Genomic DNA, 23637 nt, shown 5'->3' on the forward strand with positions numbered 1-23637 from the left:
GTTATTGTTTTTTCCTCGCCCATACATGTATGTATCGGCCCATGGAGAGATAGGGTTCTTGGCGACACAGCTGCTGTTCTATTTTTAGAACATCTTCAGCGGTGTAGTCTCCCATGTATTGCATATTGCCAATGTAATCACTGAATGAACGAATGCCAGATTTGCCACATATTTCAAATCCCGCATCCTCTATCCATTGATACACTTCCTCTGGCTTCAGCCCTTTTTGTGGCTGAAGCTTAAATCTTTTTCTATGTGGCATGCCTTCAAGTACATGAGGAATATTGCCACATATGACGTTCTTAAATACCAATCCATGATGATTGTAAAACATGACAGAAGCGATACCACCAGGTTTCACTTGCTGCAAAACCGCTTCTAGAGCGGGTCTAGGTTCAGCTAACCATTCCATAACGGCATGAAACAACACCAGGTCTACTGGTTGACTCATATGTTCTGCAATACGCTGTACTGGACTATGTATCCAGCGATATTGCGAGAGTAGCCCGTTTTTTTCAACATCTGCCTTGGCCAACTTGAGCATTTCAGAAGAGAGGTCACACAATGTGATCTTGTGTCCTCTCTCAGCAATTCGTTGCGAAACTTGCCCTAATCCACCACCTGCATCTAAAACTTCTAGTTTTTTTCTTGTATCATCCAGCGCAGCGAGAGCTTGGGTTAAGTCTTCCCAAACAATAGTTTGGCGGATTTCACCCTTCTCTGAGCCGTAAATATTTTTTGCAAATTTGTGGGCGATATCGTCGAAATTTCGGTCTTGCATCACGGTATATTGAGTTAAGATAACCAGTTGTACAGCTATTCTGTCATATAAGTGACAGGAATAAAGGGGCAACTCCCTTTTTTAGCGTTAAGTGGTGTTTTTTCGGACTATTATTCTATGTTTGAGCTGAAAAAGGTTGTGTCTTCATTACTAATGCCTTTACCTGCCATGTTAATTCTTGGCTTCTTGGGCTTAGTTCTCATCATGTTTACGGCACGCCGTAAACTAGGAAGCCTGATTATTCTCGTGTCTCTGTGTGGGACTTTTCTTATTTCATTCCAACCCTTATCTAGCCGCCTGTTAATGCCACTTGAGCGCCAATACAGTGCGTTCTTACCCATTAATGAAACCATCGACTACGTGATGGTCCTTGGTGGTGGGCACGTGGTCGACGACCAAATTCCGCCCACTTCAGAACTGAGCCGAGCTTCATTAATGCGCTTAAGTGAAGGTATCCGGATTCTCAGAATGTATCCAGGCGCTAAATTAATTCTATCTGGTTATGATGGTGGTACCGGTGTCAGTCACGCTAGAACCATGGCGAAAGTTGCCCTTGCTTTAGGTATTGCTAAACCGGATATCATTTTGTTGGAAACAGCAAAAGACACATGGGAAGAAGCCCGACAAGCTGCTGGATTCGTGCAAAATAAGAAGCTGGTTTTGGTGACGTCAGCTAGCCATATGAAGCGCGCTATGCACGAATTTGAAGCTGCAGGCTTAAACCCACTCCCGGCGCCAACTAACTTCCTAGCACAAAAAGACATCGAGCAAGCATGGCAGAAATATACGCCATCATCTCGCTACTTGGAGCAAACTGAGCGGTACTGGCACGAGACCATGGGGTTAATATGGCAAAACCTTCGTGATTGGGTGGCTAACGAAGGTAACCAAGAGTTTTTACCTTCCGTTTCTGAGTTAGAGTCTTCTGAGGGTGTAGATAAGATCACTGAGCAAGACATTGAAGCGCAGCTTGCTCCTGAAGAACCGCAAGAAGCCGCAAACGCTCAATAAAAGTCAGGCACAAAAGAAAACGCCACACTTATAAAGTGAGGCGTTTTTTTCGACTATTCAAAAAGTCTAGTTGCAACGGACTTTATGTCATGATTGCAACAGAATAGAAAGCTAATCACCGGCGAACATATACCCTTCACCGTGAACAGTAATGAAAATCTGTGGGTTCTTCGGATCCAGCTCCATCTTCGCACGCATGCGACGAATTAAAACATCAATAGTGCGGTCGTTTGGCGCGTCAACTCGATGGCTAATCATATTAAGTATACGCTCTCGGCTAAGTACCTGGTTAGGATATGCCGATAGTGCTACTAAGAGTTCGTACTCTGCCTTAGTGAGTTTTACTGGCTCTCCATTGTTACTTAGCGAACGGCGTTGCTTGTCAAACACCCATTCACCAAAGTAAATCAAGTTCTCATTCTGCACCGATTCTTCAATAATAGGTTGTTTTCTGGCTAGAGAAATACGCCATAGCAAATTTTTGACGCGGACTAGGAGTTCCCTCAATTCGAATGGTTTCGTCACATAATCATCTGCGCCCATTTCCAAACCAACGATACGGTCGATACTATCTGTGCGACCCGTCACTAGAATGATGCCAATATCCGATTGACTTCTTAATTCACGCGTTAGCATCAGTCCATCTTCTTTCGGCAAGTTGATGTCTAACATCACCAAGTCGATGCTGGCTTCCTGTAGAATCTGACGCATTTGTTCGCCGCTCTCCGCTTCACTCACCAAGTAACCTTCACTTTCGAAGTAACCCGCTAGTTTGCTGCGCGTAACGACATCATCTTCCACTACTAGTACGTGATATTTCATGTCTTTCTATCTCAATCTTTCAATGACAGAGTCATTCTATTCATAATTAGTCACAATTCTAGCCTACATTGACGTGAATTGAAGAAAACTTGCTTTTTCTTGATTCAAAACAAATAGAAATCTTAACTTCAGATATGCAACAGAGATTTATCCGAAAACCTTGTTCCACATGACCACGTCTTCACAACCCTTCATTTTTCATCTTTTTTTTTCACATCAATGATTACTGTTGTTCATCTTTATTAGCTAAAATAGAGATAACACTTTTGGAGATAAGAAAATGCAAGAAATCAAAGCATTTAACGAACAACGTGCTGAATTATACTGGTGGCTTTCGAGCCTCTTTGCTAGAGAACTAACCACAGAAGAACTCGAGAAATATCAAAGCCCAGATATACGCGCTTTCCTTACTGGACTGGGTGAAAACCCAACACTATCAGCTCCTATCGCCTCTATGGTCGACGCACTAAACAGACTGCAAGTAAGAGAAGATGCCCAACTTGAGTTGTCTGCTGATTTTTGTGATCTGTTTTTGAAAACAGATAAGCATGGGGCACTACCTTATGCTTCTTTATATATTGGTGAGTCAGGTCTGTTAAACGACAAACCCGCTCAAGTAATGTCAGAGTTGCTTGCGGAGCACAATATTGCGGTAACTGAAAACTTAAACGAACCAGCGGATCATTTGGCTATTGAGCTCGATTTTCTCGGGAACCTCATTATTCGTTCCAACGAGTTAGAGTCAGAAGCTCACATGAATGAGGCGATGGAGCAGCAAGCAGAGTTTATTGAACAACACCTGCTAACTTGGGTGCCACAATTCGTGACTAAATGTCAGCAGCACGATGAGTTTGGTTTTTACGCTGCGGTATCAACAGTACTTCAAGCACTCATCAAGCTAGATCTTGATTACTTAAAAGGTGATCAAGCTTAAGATTTTGAGGCGCACGTACTGTTTATCCCTCACCGTTACAGACAAAAGTGCGTCTTATCTATAAATTTGTTGTATAAGTGATTGCTTGTATCAATGGGGAAGACTACAATCCGCCGTTTAAATGCAAAAGCCGCTTTGGTATTCAACAAGCACAATAATAATCTGTCGAACTGTTGAACCAAACCGCTGAAAAGCGGTTTTTTCATTCAGAATGCACTACTTATTAGGAACCCATATATTGGCTTCCAGAATTCGAAGCGGTATTGGCTATTAATAGCACTCCGCGATAAAAGGATATAGCTATGGCAACAATCAAAGATGTCGCCCGTCTGGCTGGCGTTTCAACGACCACCGTTTCTCACGTAATTAATAAAACTCGTTTTGTAGCAGAAGCCACACAAGAAAAAGTGATGGCAGCGGTAGATGAACTTAACTATGCACCAAGTGCGGTTGCTCGTAGTTTGAAATGTAACTCGACCAAAACGATTGGAATGCTTGTCACTCAATCTACAAACTTGTTCTTCTCGGAAGTCATCGACGGTGTTGAAAGCTACTGCTATCGCCAAGGCTATACTTTAATCCTATGTAACACGGGTGGTGTCTACGAGAAACAGCGCGACTATATTCGCATGCTCGCAGAAAAACGTGTTGATGGCATTTTGGTTATGTGCTCCGACTTAACTGAAGAGCTACTAGAAATGCTAGACCGTCATTCAGATATTCCGAAAGTGATTATGGACTGGGGCCCAGAAAGCTCTCAAGCCGACAAGATCATTGATAACTCGGAAGAAGGCGGCTATCTCGCAACTAAATATCTGATCGATAACGGTCATACTGACATTGCATGCTTGAGCGGACACCTAGAGAAAGCCGTTTGCCAAGAGCGTATTGTCGGCTATCAGCGTGCTCTAGCGGAAGCGGGTATCGAGATGAAAGATGACCGAATCTTAGAAGGTAACTTCGAATGTGATACGGCCGTGATTGCCGCTAACCGCATTGCAGCAATGGAAGTTCGTCCAACTGCCGTATTCTGCTTCAACGACACCATGGCATTCGGTTTAATGAGTCGCCTGCAACAATTAGGTGTAAAAGTTCCAGAAGATATTTCCGTTATCGGTTATGACAATATCGAATTGGCTGAGTATTTCTCTCCACCACTGACAACAGTGCACCAACCGAAGCGTCGTGTAGGTAAGAATGCGTTTGAGATTCTTCTAGAACGAATCAAAGATAAAGGTCACGAAAAACGCATTTTCGAAATGCACCCTGAGATTGTAGAACGTGATTCTGTCAAAAAACTCACATAATCCTGAAAAAAGTGCCTTTCTAGGCACTTTTTTTTGATCCTCATCCAATAAACTGAACGCTTTATTGTTTGTTTCGACACACTCTCCCGCACAAATCCCAATCGATTATCTGAAGCAATATCACACTTTTACCATACAACCGTCATAGATGTGAGTCATTTTCATTTATTCTAAATATGTCACGCACAGGGCAAACCACTTGAAAGGGTGGGACGCAAAGCCACCGGCCTAAACCAAATTTATTTGATAGGTAGCGGGGTTACCGATGGCAAAGGTATTAGCATTCTTTTGGTTTACCGCTAACAGAAGGCTGACACCCGTTTGCTATACTCTCGGACCTGATTTTGGTGACACAATCAATAACACCGAGAAAAGAATAAGCATGGACAATCCTATACTAAAAAACTCGATGCAATTGTTCGCTCAGCTTGGAAGAGTTAAGTCTCGTTCTATGTTTGGTGGATTTGGTATCTTTATTGACGATACCATGTTTGCATTAGCAGTGAATAACAAATTACATATCAGAACTAACCGTCAGACGATCGCTAAATTTAAGCAACTTGGCTACAAGCCATACGTTTATAAGAAGCGTGGGTTCCCCGTTGTCACTAAGTATTTCGCACTCCCTGAGGACTGTTGGCAAGATCAGGATGTTATCTTGACTCATGCTCGCTCTGCCTTAGAGTTCGCAAAAACAGAAAAAGTGCAACAGTCGGAAACAAAACCCAATCGACTCAAAGATTTACCTAATTTAAGACTGGCTACTGAGCGTATGCTTAAGAAAGCTGGAATTGAATCGGTATACGATCTGCAAGAGCAAGGTTCTGTGGAGGCTTTTAAAGCAATCCAACGAACTCACTCAAATACTGTAGGTCTTGAGTTACTTTGGGCGCTAGAGGGTGCCATTAATGGCACGCACTGGTCCGTGATTCCGCAAAATAAAAGAGAAGAATTGGCCAGTCTTATAAACTAGCCCTTATCGCTCTATACAAAAAATCAGCCTAACGGCTGATTTTTTTAGTTTATGATGAAAGTAAATCTATCCACGCCCTGTCTACTAAACTAATACAGAGTCGTCACAAGGACAGCATCATGAGCAAAAAGCTAATACTCGGAATCGCACTTCTCGCCGTCATTATCATTCTAGGTGTTAATTTTGGACAATATTTAACACTGGAAAATGCTCAGGCTCAGCAAGCTGCACTCAGCGAATATATCAGTCAGAATTTTGTTACTGCCGCATTAGTGTACTTTTTTGCCTATATTGCCATTACCGCATTCTCAATTCCGGGAGCTGCAGTCGTTACGTTACTAGGTGCCGCTTTATTTGGCTTTTGGACCAGCCTTCTTCTTGTCTCTTTTGCTAGTACCATTGGTGCAACCATTGCATTTTTGAGTAGTCGCTTTTTATTGCGTGACTGGGTTCAAAGCAAGTTCGGTTCAAAGTTAGAAACTATCAATAAAGGTGTAGAAAAGGACGGGGCTTTTTATCTATTCTCGCTAAGATTGATTCCGGTATTTCCGTTCTTTTTAATCAACCTATTAATGGGCTTAACACCAATTAAAGTGTCAAAGTACTATTTAGTGAGCCAGCTAGGCATGTTGCCTGGAACTGCGGTTTACTTAAATGCCGGTACACAGCTCGCCAATATTAACAGTTTGTCAGGTATCGTTTCCCCAGCAGTTTTAGCTTCATTTGCCTTGTTGGGATTATTTCCACTGATTGCTAAGTGGATTATGGCGCGAATTTCTCGCTCACCACAGGTACAAGAATAATGAAGGTTTTTATTGGCAATAGTCCGACGGAAGCACATATCGTTCAACAACAATTGAAAAATGAAGGAATCCTTTGTGAAGTTAGAGGTGAAGGGGTTTACACGCTTCGAGGTGAAGTGCCATTTGATGAAAATACCTTGCCTTATGTCTGGCTAATCGATAACAAACAACATGTTAAAGCGAAAGCTATCATAGCCGAGTGGCAAGAACAGTTAAAAGCAGATTTGGAAAAAAGGGATTGGGTGTGTCCAAGGTGTCATGAAGTGAATGAAGCGCAGTTTGGCGCCTGTTGGAGTTGCCAAGCGTTAGCGCCTACTGAGGTGTCACCGACTTAATAAAGGCAATTGAGTGACGATTGAACTCTTCGGGGTTCTCGACATTACAAACATGGCCACAATCTTTAATCTCTAATAGTTGGCTGGACTTATGTTCAGCCACCATTTCTTTCACCGGCTTGATGAACATGTAGTCTTTCTCACCCATTAGGTACAGGGTCGGAATCGGTAGTTCCCTCTCCTTGAAGTAACGATTCAGTGGGTTGACTTCCGTAGTTAGTCGATACCAACGCTTAAATTCGTTTTGGCACAGTTTCTTAGCTTCTCTAACAAACAAGTGGCGAGACTCTTTCTGTCCCCTCTGAGGCATCACAATGTACGCAAATAAGCTGTAGAGCCACATATAAGGGATTATGTGCTTACTCATGTTGCCAATTTTTACCAGTATTTGTGAACGTGTGTTAAAGCGCGTTACCGCTCCACCCAGAACCATCGAGCGCACTCTTGGCATTGCCAGTTCAGCAATATTGCGCACGATGATGGTACCAAGAGACATGCCGACAAAATGGGCCGATTGTATTTTAAGGTGGTCCAGTACACGAACGATATCCATTGTTACCGTTTTGAATGTGTACTTGTTGGCCATGATATCTTTTAAGAACTGATTTGATTTACCATGTCCACGCAAATCAATGAACAGTAAGTTGAAGTGCTCACGATAAGCTCGTATCTGCTTAAACCATATAGATGAGCTGCCCCCTGCCCCATGCACAAATACCACCCATTCATCACTTGTAGGATGGGTATACGTTTTATGAAATAGTAGGCTTTCGGACATAGTTCTCGGATTGGTTAGTAGTACGAAAATAAAGTTATCACAACTCTACACGTCTCAGGAGAAAATTGCGCGGAAATTTAGAAAAAATGATTTCCAATTGTGTCAAAAAATGCCAACAAGTGCATATAAAAGAGCGGCATTACGCCGCTCTTCCAATGATATTAGCTATGTGAGGCTTCAAGCGCCAAATCATACATTTTGATGTATTCCTTGGCAGATTCTATCCAGCTAAAGTCTTTGCGCATTGCTCGAAGTTGCATCTCACGCATCTCTTCTGGGTGTTGCAAATAGAACAGAAGCGCTCGCTGTAAGACAATCAACAGCGCGTCATGGCAAGGCTCATCAAACCCAAAGCCCGTTGCCTGCTGTGGATTGTCATCAAAGTCGATTACCGTATCTTTCAGCCCACCAACTTTACGTACAATAGGCAAGGTACCATAAGCCATACTGTAGATTTGGTTCAGACCACATGCTTCAAATTCAGAAGGCATTAGGAAAAAGTCTGAGCCAGCCTCTACTAGATGAGCAAATCGGTTGCTATACGCCTCTACAAACGCCAACTTATCAGAAAACTGCTCAGCAATATCGTTAAGATGGGAAGCGATTTGTGGTTCACCAGTTCCGATAATGACAACCTGAACATCGTTTTTCAGAAACTTATCCAATATTGGCAGTATGTAATGAAAACCTTTTTGGTGAGTCAATCGACATACCATGCCAACCATTGGAACATTGCGTACTGGCAGCGATAGCTCCTTTTGCAACGCCTGCTTGGCGGCGAGCTTACCATTTAGCATACTCTCTAACTCGTCGTCGTAATTGACCGGAAGAAAGTCGTCAAGCTTAGGGTTCCACTCTGAGTAGTCACAGCCATTAACGATGCCATGAAGATCTTTGGAACGATGAACAAAATCGTCTACCAAACCATGTGAACCTAGAGGGGTCACTAGTTCAGCGGCATAGTTAGGGCTTACTGCGTTGATTTTATCTGCGAAGGCAATGCCCGCACGAAGTGTGCTTACCCAACCGTCCCCATACTGTAGAAATTCCATTCCAGAAAGACGAAGTTCCGGAATGACTTCCAGCTGACTGTAGGAAAAGATGCCTTTAAAAATAGCATTGTGAACCGTTAGAACTGACTTCATTCCTGCAAAACGCTCGTCATCAACGTAGCGTGTTTTAAGCAAGAATGGGATCAAACCAGTATGCCAGTCATTGGCATGAACAATAGAAGGTCGAATACCGAGTTTCGGTAACACATCCAGACTCGCTGCCGCGAAGAAACCAAATCGTTCGCCATTGTCAGCATAAGCTCGATTGTGCTCAGCATACAATTCAGGCCTATCGAAGTATCGATCACATTCGATCACGAACACATCAACGCCGTCGAGTTGCGTTTTCTTAACTTGGTACGGTGTATGTGGCCAGTGCTCTAACTCCGTAGCTAGTACAAACTCATACTGATCCTTGTTAGGCAGTGACTGGTAACCGGGTAAAGTAATGGCTACGTTTTTACCCAGTTCTTGCAGAGCTTTAGGCAGAGCCTTGGCAACATCTGCCAAGCCTCCACTTTTTACAAGTCCTTGCGCTTCTGAAACTGGAAACCATACATCTATGTTTCGCATTTTAGAATCCAACTTTCGTCCCTTTCTTGATGACTACAACGCCACCTGGGGAGACATGGAAACGTTTCGCGTCCAACTCAAGATCTTCACCAATCACAGTCCCAGGGGCAATTTCTACGTTCTTATCAATGATCGCGCGCTTGATTGTACAACCAGCACCAATCTTTACGTCACCTAGGATAACAGATTCACTCACCACAGAACCAGCGGCAATATTACTTCTAAAACCTAATACAGAGCGATAGATTGATGAGCCACGAACATAACTACCGCCCGCAATCAAGCTGTCAGTAATCTTGATCTTTTGATGCTCAGCGTCAACGAACGTTGCTGGCGGCAATGGTGGATAATAAGTGTGAAGCGGCCATTTACGGTTGTATAGCGAGAACTGAGCGTCTTCTTGAAGTAGATCCATATGAGCCGCCCAGTACGAGTCGATCGTACCTACATCACGCCAGTAAGTAGTGTCTTTCTCACCGCTGATTTTGTTGGTAGAGAAATCATAAACATAGACATCACCTTCAGGGAACATCTTAGGAATAATATCTTTACCAAAATCATGGCTAGACTCAGTATTCTCGGCATCTATACGTAGCTCATTGCAAAGACTTTCTGCTTCGAAGATATAGTTACCCATAGACACTAACGCTATATCAGGATGACCAGGAATTGACTTCGGGTTTTGTGGCTTTTCTTCAAAGCCAATCATTTTGCCTTCTTCATCAACTTCAATCACGCCAAATTCTGACGCTTCCTCTAATGGCATTCGCAGTGCTGAAACGGTTAGTTTCGCTTCCTTGCGTTTGTGAAAGTCTAGCATCTGGCGAATGTCCATTTTATAGATATGATCAGACCCAAAGATACATACGTGCTCAGGATTGGCTAACTCGATAAAACGAACGTTTTGATAAATCGCATCCGCAGTACCTTCATACCAACGTTTACCATCACGCATTTGTGCAGGAATGGGGTCAATGAATCTATCGGTGATTCCCGTTAGATTCCAACCTTTACGCATGTGTTGATAAAGTGATTGAGACTTAAATTGAGTGAGGACATAAATTCGCATTAAGTCAGCATTGATAAAGTTGTTCAGAGCGAAGTCAATCAGACGATAGCTTCCTCCAAATGGTACCGCAGGTTTGCTACGTGATTCGGTTAAAGGACGTAGGCGAGAGCCTTCTCCACCAGCAAGAATCATTCCCAATACACCAGCCATTGATATCTCCGTTTTATTACAGCTTTTTTCCATTTATTGTCGGGCAGTTAAATTACATTTGGGGGTACCCGACTTCTTTATTAACGGATGACAATGTCGATTATTTCATCGACCATTCAAACGTTGAATCTTGTATATAAAATAGGCTTGAGGCCAAGTTGTTTAATTATCAACCTAGGCCAACCATTTTTTTAATATGGTTTTTATCTAAATTATCGTTTTGAAATAAGATTACAATGCATCATGACGCATTATTTGGCATTGAACACAGTTGCATCAAAACTTATGCCTTTAATCACAGAATGGCATACCGACATCACCTTATCAATACATATTGTTAACATGCAATTCACCTCAACCACTCTTTGATGAAAACTGCCTGAAAAACAATGAGCTAAACTGCTATGACCAGTTTAATGGATATATATAGATAATGAATGTACTAAATATATACAATCATTTACAAAATTAAGGATTTAATAGTGAGGATAAAAAAACAGCACTCAAATGAGTGCTGTTAATTAGAACGTTCAGAGATTATTTTTTAGGCTTTTTACGCTTATCGGTAATTTCCCATTTACCATCAACATATAACCCCGTCCAACCCGATGGTTTACCGTCGATTTCAGAACGAACATAATTCTCTTTAGTCTTACGACTGAAACGAACTACCGTTGGTCTACCATCTGGATCTTCTGTTGGTGCATCCGCAAGATAGTGGAACTTCGGCGATAAACGTTCTTTGTATTTCGCAAGTTCACTTACAAGCGGTGCGCGAGTCTCACGAGATTTAGGGAAGTTGCTAGCAGCCATAAATAGGCCTGATGCACCATCACGCAGTACAAAGTAAGCATCCGAGTTTTCACAAGGAAGCTCTGGGAAATGAACTGGGTCTTCCTTAGGAGGTGCTATTTCACCGTTTTTAAGGATCTTACGGGTGTTTTTACAGGTCTCACTGGTGCAGTCCATGTACTTACCAAAACGGCCGTTCTTAAGTACCATTTCAGAGCCACACTTGTCACATTCGACCGTCGGGCCATCATAACCTTTAACTTTAAACTCACCCTGTTCAACTACATGGCCTTCACAATTTGGGTTATTACCGCAAACATGAAGCTTACGCTTATCATCAATCAGATAAGCATCCATTGCCGTCTCACAAATTGGGCAACGTTTCTTAGCACGCAGAGCTGCCGTTTCGACGTCTTCTTCAAGAACGTTAATAATGCCTTCTTCATCACCCAAGTTAATCGTCGTTTTACAACGCTCTTTAGGTGGTAAAGCATAGCCAGAACAGCCCAAGAATACGCCAGTTGAAGCAGTACGAATACCCATAGGGCGTGAACATGTAGGACATTCAATTTCTGTCATAACGATATGATTTGGCTTCATACCGCCATGCTCTTCGTCTTGCTCAGCTTTGCCTAAATCAGTAGTGAACTCTTCGAAGAATTCGTTCAATACATTTTTCCAGCTTGCATCACCTTCGGCGATTTGATCGAGCTTCTGCTCCATGCGAGCAGTAAAGTCGTAGTTCATCAAATCAGTGAAGCTGTCATCAAGACGATCGGTCACTATCTCACCCATCTTCTCAGCATAGAAACGACGCTGGTCAACTTTTACATAACCACGATCTTGAATCGTTGAGATGATTGACGCATAAGTAGAAGGACGACCAATTCCACGTTTCTCTAGCTCTTTAACTAAAGCCGCTTCGGTGTAACGTGCGGGTGGCTTGGTAAAGTGTTGCTTAGGATCTAACGCAACAAGGTCAAGCTTATCGCCCAGCTGTACTGCAGGAAGGATAGCATCTTCGTTTTTGCCCATTGGACGCTGAACACGAGTCCAACCATCAAACTTAAGAATACGTCCCTTCGCTTTCAACGTATACTCATCAGCTTTCACGCTGATCGTTGTGGAGTCGTACTTCGCTGGTGTCATTTGACAAGCAACGAACTGATTCCAGATAAGTGCATATAGCTTATGAGCGTCGGCTTCCATACCTGAAAGATCATCAACTTTCACGTTAACGTCTGAAGGACGAATCGCTTCGTGCGCTTCCTGAGCACCTTCTTTGCTTCCGTAGAAGTTTGGTTTTTCAGGAAGATAGGCACCACCAAACTCACTATCAATATAGCCACGGACTGCATCAACGGCTTCTGCACTCAAGTTGGTAGAGTCGGTACGCATATAGGTGATATAACCCGCTTCATACAGCCTTTGAGCCAACATCATGGTCTTTTTAACACCATAACCTAGGCGCGTACTTGCTGCCTGCTGCAGCGTAGAAGTGATGTAAGGTGCTGATGGCTTACTTTGAGTTGGACGGTCTTCACGTTTACAAACTTCGTACGTCGCCTTGTCCAATACAGAAACAGCGGCTTGCGCTTCTGTTTCATTAGATGGTTTGAACGCCTTGCCCGCTTTTTGTGCAACTAGTAGTCGGAAATCTGTTTTATCCGAAGTTTTAGTATCCGCATGAATATCCCAAAATTCTTCTGGGATAAACGCATTAATTTCACGCTCACGCTCTACTAGAAGCTTAACGGCAACTGACTGGACTCGACCAGCAGATAGGCCTCGTGCGACCTTCTTCCAAAGAAGCGGAGACACCATAAAACCAACAACACGGTCTAAGAAACGTCGTGCTTGCTGTGCATTCACGCCATCCATATTCAGTTCACCAGGATCTTGGAATGCCTGTTGGATCGCGTTTTTGGTAATTTCGTTAAATACTACTCGTTTATATCGCTCTTCATCGCCACCGATGATCTCACGAAGGTGCCATGCGATAGCCTCTCCTTCGCGGTCCAAATCGGTTGCGAGATAAACATGGTCAGCGTCTTTCGCAAGTTTTTGTAGCTCGGCAACTACTTTTTCTTTGCCAGGCAATACTTGATAGTTTGCTGCCCAATCATCATATGGGTTAATACCCATTTTTTTAATTAGCGCTTTGCGGTCTTTTTCTTTTTTAATACGTGCTTTTTCTTCAGCACTTAAGCCTTTTGTAGAGACAGCTGCTGCTTTTTTACCAGTACTTTGCCCTGCAGTTGGTAAGTCACGCACGTGACCTACACTCGACTTCACTATAAAGTCTTTACCGAGGTATTTGTTAATGGTTTTAGCCTTAGCGGGTGACTCCACTATAACCAGTGACTTTCCCATAATGACACTAACGTCCTATATCACATTGCGACATTTAATCGCACGATGTTCGAAATTTATGCTTCTTTTTACTATTGAGCGAGAACAAAAGAAGATCAACCAGTTTTTTTGCAATTAGATTCTGATTGCTCGACAAATGTCCGATCAAATAGAACTCATCGCTTGAAAAATGGCGCAATATTAAACGCCATTTATGATTGTTGCCTAGCAACATTCACCAAAATTTGTTGCTTATCACAAATTGCTGCTAACTATAGCCGAGATATTTGTCCTTGCAAAATGTGTTGGCACTCATACACTACGCGGTAATGTTTTATATAGAGGACATCAATATGTCACAGAAAACCGCCATCACAGAGTTTGATTTGTTGCTCATCGCCAACCAAATCATTCAGGAACATGATGATTTCATTGAAGGAATGCGTGCAGACAGCGTCGAAGAAAAAGACGGTGTCCTAGTTTTCAAAGGTAACTACTTCCTCGATGATAAAGGGCTACCAACCGAGAAAACAACGGCGGTATTTAATATGTTTAAATACCTTGCACACCACCTTTCGAAAGAGTTTACTCTACAGAACTAAATAATAACGCCCCGATTCAGGGGCGTTATTATTCACTATGTTACTGGCTTAAATCTGCCAATTTATCAAAGTAGTCAGGGAACGTTTTTGACGTACACTTAGGATCGTTGATCGTCACTGGTGTGTCACTCAACGCAACGAGAGAGAAACACATTGCCATTCGGTGATCATCATACGTGTCAATCGCAGCATGTTTTAGGTCATCGGTTGGCTCGACGATAATATAGTCTTCACCTTCTTCTACTGTAGCACCTACTTTTCTCAATTCGGTAGCCATAGCCGCAAGACGATCTGTTTCTTTTACTCGCCAGTTATATACGTTACGAATTGCAGTTGTGCCCTTTGCAAAGAGTGCCGCCGTAGCAATAGTCATGGCGGCATCAGGGATATGATTATAGTCCATATCAATACCCACTAATTCACCTTTACGACACAGAATGTAGTCATCACCCCATTCAATCTCTGCACCCATTTTTTCTAGTGCGTCGGCAAATCTAATATCACCCTGAATACTGTTCTTACCGATACCCGTCACCTTTATCTCACCGCCTTTAATGGCTGCAGCAGCAAGGAAATAGGAGGCTGAAGACGCATCCCCTTCTACCAAAAACTGGCCTGGAGACTGGTATTGTTGACCACACTTAATAATAAACTGTTGATAGTCACGATTTTCAACTTTGACACCAAACTGCTCCATTATATGCAGCGTAATATCGATATATGGTTTTGATACCAATTCACCGACTATTTCGATAGTGACATCAGCCTTTGCTAGTGGTGCAGACATCAAGAATGCTGTTAAAAACTGACTGGAAATGGAACCATCAATTTTGACCAGTCCACCTGTCAAACCGGTACCAACGATCTTTAGAGGCGGATAGTTTTCTGCTTCTAGATATTCGACGTCCGCACCAGCTTGCTTAAGCGCATCAACCAAGTGACCAATGGGTCTTTCCTTCATCCTTGGTTCGCCAGTAAGAACATATTCGCCTTCACCAAGGCAAAGCGCAGCTGCTAGAGGACGCATCGCAGTACCTGCATTGCCAAGAAATAGTTCTTTTGGTTCCGAGACACTGAATGGTTGACCTAAACCTTTAACGATGCATTGAGTTTTATCTTCGGATAACTGATACTCGACACCCAAACTGGTGAGGGCGTTAAGCATATGACGAATATCATCACTATCTAGAAGATTGGTGAGTGTGGTCGTACCTTCTGCCAACGCAGCAAGCAATAAAGCACGATTCGAGACACTTTTTGAACCTGGAAGGTTAACCGTTCCGGATACTTTTTGGATGGGTTGGAGTGTTAAGCTTTCCATTAGTTGAATCTAATCCTTTGTAGACACTTCAGTCCTTGTAATGAAGCGTCTTAAATAATTCTTGGTAATTGCAGCGTAACTAAAATACAAGGTAAACACCAGAGCTAATACACCGCTAGATGGTCAATATCTCGACACTCAGTACTAGCCAACTAGTACTAATGAAAATTAATAAATGAGTCGGTATTGCTTATAATTAATAGAAAGGAACGCGACATTACAGCACTATGACGATCTACCTGACAGAACTAGACAGCAATGACTTTACATTTCCCTCTCCTTTCGAAGCGCTTGATGAGCCCAATGGCTTGCTAGCGTTTGGCGGTGATCTCAACCCACAACGACTGCTGTCTGCCTATCAACATGGTGTTTTCCCTTGGTTTGGCCCAAATGAACCACTTCTATGGTGGAGTCCAGCCCCGAGAGCCGTATTTGATCCATCTCTTTTCCGTCCGGCAAAAAGCCTGCGTAAATTTCAGCGCAAAGCAGATTATCGAGTCACGATGAATACATGCACATCGCAAGTCATAGAATATTGTGCAAGTACACGCCCTATCGAAGAAACTTGGCTAAATGAGGATATGCGTTCTGCGTATGGAGAGTTAGCAAAAAAAGGTCATTGTCATTCCGTCGAAGTTTGGAACGATAATGCCCTAGTTGGTGGGCTTTACGGACTTTCCATTGGCCAAGTCTTTTGTGGCGAATCGATGTTTTCTCTGGAAACTAATGCTTCCAAGATTGCTCTCTGGTACTTTTGTCATCACTTTAAAAACCATGGAGGCAAACTCATCGACTGCCAAGTTATGAATCCGCACTTGAACTCACTAGGAGCACAAGAACTGACCCGCGAGCAGTTTATAACGGCTTTGCATGATTTACGCGAACAAACCGTACAAGATTCCTGTTTTTCTCAACAAGAGCTATCATTTCCTATACAACAGGAGATGAGTTGATGAACATGGCTGTCCAACAGATCCGAATTGGTCTGAGTCGCAAACAAGACTGTAGCTATTTGCCCGCTCAACAGGAGCGAGTGGCTATTGTTTTGGAAAAAGAACTGCATGAAGCCAATCAATACGAAATGTTATTAGCTAATGGCTTTAGAAGAAGTGGGGACGCCATTTATAAGCCTCAATGTGACCATTGCAGTGCCTGTCATGCGCTCAGAGTAGCTATCGATGATTTTAAGCTATCTAAGAGCCAGAAACGTCTGCTTGCCAAAACCAAATCATTTCACTGGGAGATAAGACCAACATTAGACGAAGAATGGTTTGATCTTTACTCTCGCTATATTGAGAAACGTCATTCAACAGGCAGTATGTATCCACCAAGACAACAAGAGTTTTTTGAGTTTGCACAGTGTTCATGGATGACCTTGCACTATCTGCACATCTTTGACGATGATAAGCTGATAGGGATCGCCATCACCGATATTCTCTCTGATAGCGCCAGTGCTTTTTATACCTTCTTCGACCCTGACTATACGTTATCTCTCGGTACGTACGCTGTATTGTGTCAAATTGAATACTGCCAACGATATAACAAACAATGGCTCTATTTGGGCTACCAAATCGATGATTGTTCAGCAATGAACTACAAAACACGGTTCCAACGTCATCAAAGGCTAGTAAATCAGCGATGGCGAGGGTAGAATACACCGCAACTTTACTTATTAAGATTTTAACGGCACAATGCCTGCCGTTAAAACGCCGCATTTCGAAAGAGGATTAAATGGCTAAAGAAGACGTAATTGAGATGCAAGGTACAGTCCTTGATACTCTACCAAACACAATGTTCCGTGTTGAACTAGAAAACGGTCACGTAGTTACTGCGCACATCTCTGGTAAGATGCGTAAAAACTACATCCGTATCCTTACTGGTGACAAAGTAACTGTAGAGATGACTCCATACGACCTAACTAAAGGCCGCATCGTCTTCCGTGCTCGTTAATCTCAACGTTTAAACGAACACAAAAAAACGGAGCTTAGGCTCCGTTTTTTGTTACCCACTAAGTAGTGATTCAGATGAAGAAGCGCTAGTGATGCGCTTCTGCTTCTTCCTTAGCGCCTACATATTCAAACGCCAAATCATCATCTTTAAGGGACACTTTCACTGTTCCGCCATCAACCAACGAACCAAATAAGAGTTCATTCGCCAGTGGTTTCTTAAGCTTGTCTTGGATAACACGACCCATAGGTCTTGCACCCATTGTCTTGTCGTAACCCTTAATCGCAAGCCAATCGCGAGCATCATCAGACACTTCTAACGAAACGCCTCGAGAATCCAACTGCGCTTGAAGTTCAACAATAAACTTATCAACCACTTGATGTATAACCGTGTCATCTAGGCTGTTGAACCAGATGATACCATCAAGACGGTTGCGGAACTCCGGAGTGAACACACGTTTAATGGCACCCATCGCGTCTGGTTTGTGGTCTTGTTGAATCAGACCAATAGATTTCTTCTCAGTCTCAGCAACACCTGCGTTACTCGTCATTACCAAAATTACATTGCGGAAGTCAGCTTTTCGGCCATTGTTATCCGTTAGCGTACCGTTATCCATGACTTGCAGTAGCAAGTTGAAGATATCAGGGTGCGCCTTCTCAATCTCATCCAGTAATACTACAGAATGTGGATGCTTGATAACCGCATCGGTTAGCAATCCACCTTGATCGTAGCCTACATAACCTGGAGGAGCACCGATCAAACGGCTTACTGAGTGACGCTCACCGTACTCCGACATGTCAAAACGAAGCAGCTCGATACCCAATAGCTTAGACAATTGAACGGTCACTTCCGTTTTACCAACCCCAGTTGGGCCAGCAAACAAGAATGAGCCAACAGGTCTATCATCATTACCTAATCCAGCGCGAGTCATCTTGATTGCTTCACAAAGCACGTCAATGGCTTTGTCTTGACCAAAGACCAGCATCTTCATCTTGTCATCAAGGTTTTGAAGAATATCCTTGTCTGAAGAAGATACAGACTTCTCTGGAATGCGCGCCATCTTGGCAACCATCGCTTCGATATCAGCCACACCAACCGTTTTCTTACGACGGCTCACCGGAACCAAACGACTGCGTGCGCCCGCCTCATCGATAACGTCAATAGCCTTATCAGGTAAATGGCGCTCGTTGATGTACTTCGCTGACAATTCAACGGCAGCACGCAACGCTTTGTTAGTGTAACGAACCTCATGGTGCTCTTCATATTTAGGTTTAAGACCCATCAAGATCTTAGTCGTATCATCTAAAGAAGGCTCCACTACATCGATTTTCTGGAATCGACGAGATAGTGCACGCTCTTTATCAAAAATGTTGCTGTATTCTTGGTAAGTTGTAGAGCCAATACAGCGCAGTTTTCCGCTGCTTAGAAGAGGTTTAATAAGGTTTGCTGCGTCTACTTGTCCACCAGAAGCCGCTCCTGCACCGATAATTGTATGGATCTCATCAATGAACAGAATGGCGTCATCTTCTTTTTCCAATTGCTTGAGAATCGCTTTGAAGCGTTTCTCGAAGTCACCGCGGTATTTAGTACCCGCAAGTAGCGAGCCTATATCGAGAGAGTAAATAACACTGTTTTGGATAACATCTGGCACTTGGCCTTCAACGATTCTCCAAGCCAAACCTTCAGCGATAGCAGTCTTACCAACACCGGCCTCACCCACCAACAATGGGTTGTTCTTACGACGGCGACATAGCACTTGAATCGTACGCTCAAGTTCTTTATCGCGACCAATAAGAGGGTCTATGTTGCCTGCTTTCGCCACTTGGTTCAGATTCGTTGCAAAGCTTTCAAGACGATCTTCACCGTTGGCTTCTTCAATGTTCTCACTACCGCCACCAAGTGAGCCACTCGATGGTTCGTCACCAGTTGGACCGATGTTTTTGGTAATACCGTGAGAAATAAAATTAACGATATCTAAACGGCTAATGTCATTTTTCTTAAGAAGGTAAGCAGCATGTGATTCTTGTTCACTAAAAATCGCTACTAAGACGTTAGCGCCTGTTACTTCACTGCGCCCAGAAGACTGTACATGGAATACGGCGCGTTGAAGAACACGTTGGAAACTTAAAGTAGGTTGTGTTTCTCGCGTGTCGTCGGCATCAGGGATAAGAGGAGTTGTTTGATCAATGAAAATGTCGAGCTCATTACGCAGATTCTCTAAATTTGCGTTACAAGCAGTTAGTGCCTCTTTAGCCGAGTCATTTTCCAACAAAGCTAAAAGGAGATGCTCTACGGTCATGAATTCATGTCTTTTATCACGAGCACGAGCAAATGCGCCGTTCAGACTCGATTCTAATTCTTTATTAAGCATAAGTACCTCCTAAGGAATGACAAACGTCATTCATGCGAAAATTAGGCTTTTTCCATGGTACACAAAAGTGGGTGTTCATTTTCCCTTGAATACATGGTCACTTGAGCAACTTTCGTTTCCGCGACTTCGGATGTGTAGGTGCCACAGACAGCTTTACCTTCATAATGCACCGCTAACATCACTTGAGTCGCTTTGTCTTCGTTGAGTGAAAAAAAGCGTTCCAAGATTTCTACTACAAAGTCCATCGGCGTATAGTCATCGTTGTTTAACACAACGTTGTACATTGCCGGCGGCTCAACCTTAGTTTTTTCTTTCTCCAGTAAGTCTGAGTCTGGAGTCACCCATTCAAAATTTTTACTCATGGCCAAATGTTGAGAGTTTTCTTTTAATTACAAAACACTGTGCTGAATTTCAATGCTAAAAGCGTCGCTAAAAACACCTGAGACCCAACACTCAAAAAACATCTCTATTAAGAGACTAATGCACCAATTGTATCGCTGCAAACAAAACAATGCTATTAGTGTGTGTCACATATGAGCCAAGTTGAAAAAACTTTCGCCTCCCTCATAAATAGAATACATGAAGCTCATGCAAACAGAAGATAGATTTTACACTTTTGTTAAAACCAAAGCGCATATGTATAGAATATGTAGTTATTTATACGACTTTCCTATTGACTCCGCTCAATGTTTGACTACAGTGGTTAATTAGTGACTAAAATTTAACAAGTTTTGCATCGGTATTCCCCACAAAGTAAGAATACCCTTACAGCAAAAAACACATTCAAAACGGATGAATGTGGTATAGAGCCACGACTTAGGTTGTGGTTAGTTAGTTTGAATCACAGCAAAGAAGAAGCAAACACGATTGGTCAGTGTCTTCAAAGCGACTTCAGTAACAAAAAATGCATGAGGGATGTATAGCATGGCTACAGGTACAGTAAAATGGTTTAACAACGCCAAAGGATTTGGGTTTATTTGTCCAGAAGGCGAGGATGGTGACATTTTCGCACACTACTCCACTATTAAGATGGATGGCTACCGTACTCTGAAAGCGGGTCAACAAGTGAATTACGAAGTAGAAGAAGGGCCAAAGGGCTATCACGCTAGCTCAGTTACGCCTGTCGAAGGTGACATAGCGAAGTAGTTTCACAAAACAATCACCCATTACAGAAGACACGACCTATAAAAAAACCACCTTTCGGTGGTTTTTTTATGCCTTTCACAATTCGATGTTTAGCGATTAGCCAACAATGTTATTCAATGTGGAGCTTGGACGCATTAACGTTGAAGTCTTCACATCGTCAAATTGATAGTAACCACCAAGATCGCCTGCAACGCCTTGAGCATTGTTTAGCTCAGAAACAATAACACTCTCGTTTGATGCAAGGTGCTCTGCAATTGGCGCGAACTCGTCTGCTAGTGCTTTGTCTTCTGTTTGAAGAGCTAGTGCTTGAGCCCAGTATAGAGCTAGATAGTAGTGAGAACCACGGTTGTCTAACTCACCAACGCGACGTGATGGCGACTTGTTGTTGTCTAGGAACTTGCCTGTTGCTTCATCAAGAGCTTTCGCTAGTACATTCGCTTTTTCTTTACCAGAAACGACCGCTAGATGCTCTAGAGAAGCTGCTAGTGCTAAGAATTCACCTAAAGAGTCCCAACGTAAGTGATTTTCTTTTTGAACCTGTTGAACGTGCTTAGGCGCAGAGCCACCAGCGCCTGTTTCAAATAGGCCGCCACCGTTCATCAATGGAACAATAGATAGCATCTTCGCCGATGTGCCAAGTTCAAGAATTGGGAACAAGTCTGTTAGATAATCACGTAAAACGTTACCAGTGACAGAAATGGTGTCTTCACCCTTCTTGATTCGGTCTAGTGAGAACAGTGTTGCTTCCAGTGGAGCTTTCACATAAATTTCTAGACCTGACGTATCGTGCTCTGGAAGATATTGATTCACTTTTTTGATCAACTCAGCATCGTGGGCACGGTTCTCGTCGAGCCAGAATACCGCTGGCGTACTTGATGCACGAGCGCGCGTCACAGCCAGTTTCACCCAATCTTGAATCGGTGCGTCTTTCACCTGACACATACGGAAGATATCGCCTTCTTCAACTGACTGCTCAATAAGCACATTGCCGGCTGTATCGATAACTTCGACTTTGCCATCACCTTTTAGGATGAAGGTCTTATCGTGTGAACCGTACTCTTCTGCTTTTTGAGCCATTAGACCTACGTTTGGCACACTACCCATCGTCGTTGGATCAAATGCACCATTCTCTTTACAGAAGTCGATAACTGCTTGATAGATACTTGCATAGCTACGATCAGGGATCATTGCTTTGGTATCTTTCTGCTTACCATCCGGGCCCCACATTTGGCCAGATGAACGAAGCATCGCTGGCATAGAAGCATCAACGATAATGTCACTTGGTACGTGTAGGTTGGTAATACCACGGTCAGAATCAACCATTGCAAGTGCAGGTTGAGTTTCATAAACAGCTGCTAGATCGGCTTCAATCTCAGCTTTTTGAGCGGCTGGTAGTGAGGCGATTTTTGCGTATACATCACCAATACCGTTGTTTACATCAACACCTAGTTCTTCAAATAGCTGACCGTGTTTTGCAAATACATCTTTGTAGTAAACTTTAACTGCGTGACCAAAAATAACCGGGTCAGAGACCTTCATCATCGTCGCTTTCATGTGCAATGAAAGCAGAACATCTTGCTGTTTCGCCTCTGCAATTTGCTCTTCAAAGAAAGACACCAACGCTTTCTTGTTCATTACAGATGCGTCGATGATTTCACCCGCTTGTAGGGCAACCTTCTCTTTAAGAACGCTAGTCTCGCCAGTAGCTGAAGTAAATTGAATCTTCACATCCGTCGCATCAGCAACAGTGACCGATTTTTCACTACCGAAGAAGTCTTTATCTGTCATGCTAGAAACATGAGACTTAGAATCTTTCGACCATGCTCCCATTGAATGCGGGTTTTTCTTAGCATAGTTCTTCACAGATAGCGGTGCGCGTCGGTCTGAGTTACCTTCACGTAAAACCGGGTTTACCGCACTGCCTTTGATCTTGTCATAAGTAGCTTTGATAGCTTCTTGTTCTGGCGTGCTTGGCTCTTCTGGGTAGTTTGGCAAATCATAGCCATTTGCTTGAAGTTCTTTAATAGCAGCCTGTAGCTGTGGGATAGACGCAGAGATGTTTGGTAGCTTGATGATGTTCGCTTCTGGTGTTTTCGCCAGCTCACCAAGTTCAGCTAGTGCATCACCAATACGTTGCTCTTCTTTGAGGTATTCAGGGAAGTTAGCAATTATACGCCCTGCTAGTGAAATGTCTCTCGTTTCAACACTGATACCAGATGAAGCAGTAAATGACTGAATGATCGGCAGCAACGAGTAAGTTGCGAGCGCTGGAGCTTCATCAGTAATGGTATAGATAATTGTCGGCTTTTCTGTAGGCATGAAATTTCCCTATCGTTCTAATTGGGTATGAGTACCCTTATTAATCAACGTGCCTTCATCAAGGACACGTAAACGTTATGACGGAACGCGATTGAGTGGTTGATACAAAAAGTTTGCACATGAAAACCCTCTCAATTGGGCTTTTTTTGTTCAGTCAAACGAAATCCTAAGCACTTATAATTAAACAAATTTGGGCAAT

21 protein-coding genes and 1 riboswitch are annotated in these 23637 nt (G+C 43.0%); of the genes, 11 read left to right on the top strand and 10 right to left on the bottom strand.

Annotated features, from left to right (window positions below):
* Window position 1: 1 nt before the first annotated feature.
* Entirely contained in the window at window positions 2–784 is a 783-nt protein-coding gene (gene cmoM, locus HOP38_RS10905) for a tRNA uridine 5-oxyacetic acid(34) methyltransferase CmoM (protein WP_038223139.1), read from the bottom strand.
* Between the two features lie 114 nt (window positions 785–898).
* Between cmoM and elyC the strand changes: the two genes are divergently transcribed.
* A complete protein-coding gene (gene elyC, locus HOP38_RS10910) occupies window positions 899–1792 on the top strand; it encodes an envelope biogenesis factor ElyC (RefSeq protein ID WP_006074954.1) in 894 nt (297 codons plus the stop codon).
* Window positions 1793–1903: 111 nt separating this feature from the next.
* Here elyC and torR read toward each other — a convergent pair whose 3' ends face one another.
* Entirely contained in the window at window positions 1904–2614 is a 711-nt protein-coding gene (gene torR, locus HOP38_RS10915; RefSeq protein WP_006074953.1) for a two-component system response regulator TorR, read from the bottom strand.
* A 280-nt stretch (window positions 2615–2894) separates the two neighbouring features.
* Between torR and torD the strand changes: the two genes are divergently transcribed.
* The 5 genes from torD (at window position 2895) to HOP38_RS10940 (ending at window position 6966) form a co-directional block, all read left to right on the top strand.
* A complete protein-coding gene (gene torD / locus HOP38_RS10920; protein ID WP_006074952.1) occupies window positions 2895–3548 on the top strand; it encodes a molecular chaperone TorD in 654 nt (217 codons plus the stop codon).
* 302 nt (window positions 3549–3850) lie between these two features.
* Window positions 3851–4855 (top strand): HTH-type transcriptional repressor PurR, encoded by a 1005-nt coding sequence (purR, locus tag HOP38_RS10925; RefSeq protein WP_006074951.1) that lies wholly within the window; start codon window positions 3851–3853, stop codon window positions 4853–4855.
* A gap of 179 nt (window positions 4856–5034) precedes the next feature.
* Window positions 5035–5122: riboswitch (cyclic di-GMP riboswitch) on the top strand.
* A gap of 115 nt (window positions 5123–5237) precedes the next feature.
* Window positions 5238–5828 (top strand): TfoX/Sxy family DNA transformation protein, encoded by a 591-nt coding sequence (locus HOP38_RS10930; RefSeq protein WP_006074950.1) that lies wholly within the window; start codon window positions 5238–5240, stop codon window positions 5826–5828.
* 119 nt (window positions 5829–5947) lie between these two features.
* Complete coding sequence (locus HOP38_RS10935) at window positions 5948–6631, top strand: TVP38/TMEM64 family protein (protein ID WP_006074949.1); 684 nt, start codon at window positions 5948–5950, stop codon at window positions 6629–6631.
* Window positions 6631–6966 (top strand): putative signal transducing protein, encoded by a 336-nt coding sequence (locus HOP38_RS10940; RefSeq protein ID WP_006074948.1) that lies wholly within the window; start codon window positions 6631–6633, stop codon window positions 6964–6966. Before HOP38_RS10935 ends, HOP38_RS10940 begins: the two co-directional genes overlap by 1 nt.
* On the opposite strand, the gene HOP38_RS10945 is transcribed toward HOP38_RS10940, so the two are convergent.
* The 4 genes from HOP38_RS10945 to topA all read right to left on the bottom strand — a co-directional run bounded on the left by HOP38_RS10945 (window position 6944) and on the right by topA (window position 13753).
* Entirely contained in the window at window positions 6944–7744 is an 801-nt protein-coding gene (locus HOP38_RS10945) for an alpha/beta fold hydrolase (RefSeq protein ID WP_006074947.1), read from the bottom strand. The two genes, HOP38_RS10940 and HOP38_RS10945, sit on opposite strands and share 23 nt — an antisense overlap.
* A 161-nt stretch (window positions 7745–7905) precedes the next feature.
* Complete coding sequence (gene glgA / locus HOP38_RS10950; RefSeq protein ID WP_198558055.1) at window positions 7906–9369, bottom strand: glycogen synthase GlgA; 1464 nt, start codon at window positions 9367–9369, stop codon at window positions 7906–7908.
* A gap of 1 nt (window position 9370) precedes the next feature.
* A complete protein-coding gene (gene glgC / locus HOP38_RS10955) occupies window positions 9371–10588 on the bottom strand; it encodes a glucose-1-phosphate adenylyltransferase (protein WP_198558056.1) in 1218 nt (405 codons plus the stop codon).
* A gap of 537 nt (window positions 10589–11125) precedes the next feature.
* A complete protein-coding gene (topA, locus tag HOP38_RS10960; RefSeq protein ID WP_038229594.1) occupies window positions 11126–13753 on the bottom strand; it encodes a type I DNA topoisomerase in 2628 nt (875 codons plus the stop codon).
* Window positions 13754–14085: 332 nt separating this feature from the next.
* Here topA and HOP38_RS10965 point away from each other — a divergent pair, with 332 nt between their 5' ends.
* Window positions 14086–14334, top strand: coding sequence for a YciN family protein (locus HOP38_RS10965; protein WP_031494484.1), 249 nt, complete (start codon window positions 14086–14088; stop codon window positions 14332–14334).
* A gap of 40 nt (window positions 14335–14374) precedes the next feature.
* On the opposite strand, the gene aroA is transcribed toward HOP38_RS10965, so the two are convergent.
* Entirely contained in the window at window positions 14375–15655 is a 1281-nt protein-coding gene (gene aroA, locus HOP38_RS10970; RefSeq protein WP_198558057.1) for a 3-phosphoshikimate 1-carboxyvinyltransferase, read from the bottom strand.
* Window positions 15656–15882: 227 nt separating this feature from the next.
* Here aroA and aat point away from each other — a divergent pair, with 227 nt between their 5' ends.
* The 3 genes from aat to infA all read left to right on the top strand — a co-directional run bounded on the left by aat (window position 15883) and on the right by infA (window position 17605).
* Complete coding sequence (gene aat / locus HOP38_RS10975; protein WP_198558058.1) at window positions 15883–16608, top strand: leucyl/phenylalanyl-tRNA--protein transferase; 726 nt, start codon at window positions 15883–15885, stop codon at window positions 16606–16608.
* Window positions 16608–17306 (top strand): arginyltransferase, encoded by a 699-nt coding sequence (locus HOP38_RS10980; RefSeq protein ID WP_198558059.1) that lies wholly within the window; start codon window positions 16608–16610, stop codon window positions 17304–17306. The genes aat and HOP38_RS10980 overlap by 1 nt, the downstream gene beginning before the upstream one ends.
* A gap of 80 nt (window positions 17307–17386) precedes the next feature.
* Window positions 17387–17605 carry a translation initiation factor IF-1 gene (infA, locus tag HOP38_RS10985; protein ID WP_006075347.1) on the top strand — a complete coding sequence of 73 codons (219 nt, stop codon included), beginning with the start codon at window positions 17387–17389 and terminating at the stop codon, window positions 17603–17605.
* 85 nt (window positions 17606–17690) lie between these two features.
* On the opposite strand, the gene clpA is transcribed toward infA, so the two are convergent.
* Window positions 17691–19973 (bottom strand): ATP-dependent Clp protease ATP-binding subunit ClpA, encoded by a 2283-nt coding sequence (gene clpA, locus HOP38_RS10990; protein ID WP_006075346.1) that lies wholly within the window; start codon window positions 19971–19973, stop codon window positions 17691–17693.
* A gap of 41 nt (window positions 19974–20014) precedes the next feature.
* Window positions 20015–20335 (bottom strand): ATP-dependent Clp protease adapter ClpS, encoded by a 321-nt coding sequence (gene clpS, locus HOP38_RS10995; RefSeq protein ID WP_031494481.1) that lies wholly within the window; start codon window positions 20333–20335, stop codon window positions 20015–20017.
* Between the two features lie 562 nt (window positions 20336–20897).
* Here clpS and cspD point away from each other — a divergent pair.
* Window positions 20898–21119, top strand: a complete 222-nt coding sequence (gene cspD, locus HOP38_RS11000; protein ID WP_006075342.1) for a cold shock domain-containing protein CspD — start codon at window positions 20898–20900, stop codon at window positions 21117–21119.
* A 96-nt stretch (window positions 21120–21215) separates the two neighbouring features.
* Here the strand turns inward: cspD and HOP38_RS11005 are convergent, their stop codons facing one another.
* A complete protein-coding gene (locus tag HOP38_RS11005) occupies window positions 21216–23438 on the bottom strand; it encodes an NADP-dependent isocitrate dehydrogenase (protein WP_124939981.1) in 2223 nt (740 codons plus the stop codon).
* Window positions 23439–23637: the final 199 nt, after the last annotated feature.

Source organism: Vibrio mediterranei (assembly GCF_013364395.1).
GTDB lineage: Bacteria > Pseudomonadota > Gammaproteobacteria > Enterobacterales > Vibrionaceae > Vibrio > Vibrio mediterranei.

Coding starts and splice junctions, on each gene's coding strand:
- elyC (WP_006074954.1), top strand. CDS start 899: ATGTTTGAGCTGAAAAAGGTTGTGTCTTCATTACTAATGCCTTTACCT.
- torR (WP_006074953.1), bottom strand. CDS start 2,614: ATGAAATATCACGTACTAGTAGTGGAAGATGATGTCGTTACGCGCAGC.
- torD (WP_006074952.1), top strand. CDS start 2,895: ATGCAAGAAATCAAAGCATTTAACGAACAACGTGCTGAATTATACTGG.
- purR (WP_006074951.1), top strand. CDS start 3,851: ATGGCAACAATCAAAGATGTCGCCCGTCTGGCTGGCGTTTCAACGACC.
- HOP38_RS10930 (WP_006074950.1), top strand. CDS start 5,238: ATGGACAATCCTATACTAAAAAACTCGATGCAATTGTTCGCTCAGCTT.
- HOP38_RS10935 (WP_006074949.1), top strand. CDS start 5,948: ATGAGCAAAAAGCTAATACTCGGAATCGCACTTCTCGCCGTCATTATC.
- HOP38_RS10940 (WP_006074948.1), top strand. CDS start 6,631: ATGAAGGTTTTTATTGGCAATAGTCCGACGGAAGCACATATCGTTCAA.
- HOP38_RS10945 (WP_006074947.1), bottom strand. CDS start 7,744: ATGTCCGAAAGCCTACTATTTCATAAAACGTATACCCATCCTACAAGT.
- glgA (WP_198558055.1), bottom strand. CDS start 9,369: ATGCGAAACATAGATGTATGGTTTCCAGTTTCAGAAGCGCAAGGACTT.
- glgC (WP_198558056.1), bottom strand. CDS start 10,588: ATGGCTGGTGTATTGGGAATGATTCTTGCTGGTGGAGAAGGCTCTCGC.
- topA (WP_038229594.1), bottom strand. CDS start 13,753: ATGGGAAAGTCACTGGTTATAGTGGAGTCACCCGCTAAGGCTAAAACC.
- HOP38_RS10965 (WP_031494484.1), top strand. CDS start 14,086: ATGTCACAGAAAACCGCCATCACAGAGTTTGATTTGTTGCTCATCGCC.
- aroA (WP_198558057.1), bottom strand. CDS start 15,655: ATGGAAAGCTTAACACTCCAACCCATCCAAAAAGTATCCGGAACGGTT.
- aat (WP_198558058.1), top strand. CDS start 15,883: ATGACGATCTACCTGACAGAACTAGACAGCAATGACTTTACATTTCCC.
- HOP38_RS10980 (WP_198558059.1), top strand. CDS start 16,608: ATGAACATGGCTGTCCAACAGATCCGAATTGGTCTGAGTCGCAAACAA.
- infA (WP_006075347.1), top strand. CDS start 17,387: ATGGCTAAAGAAGACGTAATTGAGATGCAAGGTACAGTCCTTGATACT.
- clpA (WP_006075346.1), bottom strand. CDS start 19,973: ATGCTTAATAAAGAATTAGAATCGAGTCTGAACGGCGCATTTGCTCGT.
- clpS (WP_031494481.1), bottom strand. CDS start 20,335: ATGAGTAAAAATTTTGAATGGGTGACTCCAGACTCAGACTTACTGGAG.
- cspD (WP_006075342.1), top strand. CDS start 20,898: ATGGCTACAGGTACAGTAAAATGGTTTAACAACGCCAAAGGATTTGGG.
- HOP38_RS11005 (WP_124939981.1), bottom strand. CDS start 23,438: ATGCCTACAGAAAAGCCGACAATTATCTATACCATTACTGATGAAGCT.